The organism is Vibrio sp. M260118 (assembly GCF_036533755.1).
Taxonomy (GTDB): Bacteria; Pseudomonadota; Gammaproteobacteria; order Enterobacterales; family Vibrionaceae; genus Vibrio.
On the sequence record NZ_JATABG010000589.1, the window covers coordinates 1 to 1306 of the forward strand.

Annotated in this window: 1 protein-coding gene and 1 pseudogene; one reads left to right on the forward strand and one right to left on the reverse strand. The window is 44.6% G+C overall.

Annotation, left to right across the window (positions count from 1 at the left end):
* Positions 1–624 (reverse strand): MFS transporter (locus QTO00_RS19820; RefSeq protein ID WP_331426275.1); only part of this gene is annotated, 624 nt, incomplete at its 3' end.
* A gap of 192 nt (positions 625–816) precedes the next feature.
* Between QTO00_RS19820 and QTO00_RS19825 the strand changes: the two are divergent.
* A pseudogene (locus QTO00_RS19825) lies at positions 817–1306 on the forward strand (AraC family transcriptional regulator); the annotation flags it as partial.

The window sequence follows — 1306 nt, forward strand, 5'->3', positions numbered from 1 at the left end:
CCGAAAACGATCTTTAGATTGAGGCTTCGAGCCCTGCTTCTCTCCCTCTTCCACCACTACTTTGCATGAAGGCAAAAACAGCAAGATAACCAAAATGCCGAAGCTGACAATCACGGCAGAAACAGCAAAAGCCGCACTAAAACCAAAGCTGGCTTTGATCATAAATGCTAATGGAGGCCCAAATACCCAAGCTATAGCGATGCCCGCACGCATTGTCGAAAGAAACGTCGTGCTGTCTTTTAAGTGTTGATCCGCGTATTCGCGGCCCATAGCAAACAGCTGACCAAAGGCAGCGCCACTCACGCTGCCAAACAACGTAGCTATGGTCACTCCAACCCAATAGTCACGGACGAAAATGAAGCTCACCACCGTAATGAAATAGCAAGTGAGTGAGACAACAAGAATGGTTTTTCGTTGCCAGTTCTTATCTGACTGAGCCGCCAATAGCTGCGAAACCGCAACAGAACTTGCAACGGCTAGTACCATATATAAGCTCAACATCATTGGCGTTGCGTTTAACATCTCAACAATGAATAAACTTGAGAGAGGGTAAAAAAAAGCACCGCACAAGCCAGAGACAAAGGCGGTAAATATAAATAACAGGGCAGTTGTATCTCTATACATGATTCGTAATCATCTCTATGCGTAGGTGTTAATTTGTAGCACTAGTTTAATCAAAGCTATGCACTTCAATTGATAGTATCCGAGCCAGTTCTAATACTTATCCGTCAACTTTCATTAAATTTTTGACGGAGAGAAACCTCCGAATTAATCTATGGCGATAAGGTTGTGTCGACCTTAAATTGAGGCCTATTAATGAAACCATTTATTGAAAACGTACTCAGCACTCCAAGCTACGATTGGATAGTTAGAGAGTTTCACTGCCGAGTAAAGAAGGAAGAGTTTTCCTGCCCTTGGCACTATCATTCTGAGTATGAACTTGTGCTCTACCTCGACCCAGACAAGGTTTTCAGTGGTAACTATTTAGCCGGAGATGCGATAGGTCAGGTTGAACACAATACCCTGCTGCTTTATGGTCCGGGGTTGCCTCATATGATTACAGGCAAGCTCTCAAGTGATGTAGAAAAACCGCACAGTTCAATCATTGTTTGGCTCAAGCATCACTGGATAGAGAAGCTTCAATCAGCCATCCCGGAAGCGCGCAATATCAAGCAGCTTCTCGATAACGCTGCCTATGGCATTAAATTCAGCCCACAAACCGCGAGTAAAATCGCCGATATTCTCGTTGGGGTCGAGAGTCTAGAACGCGCCTATCAAGCCATCAGAGTGATGGAGGTGCTTATAT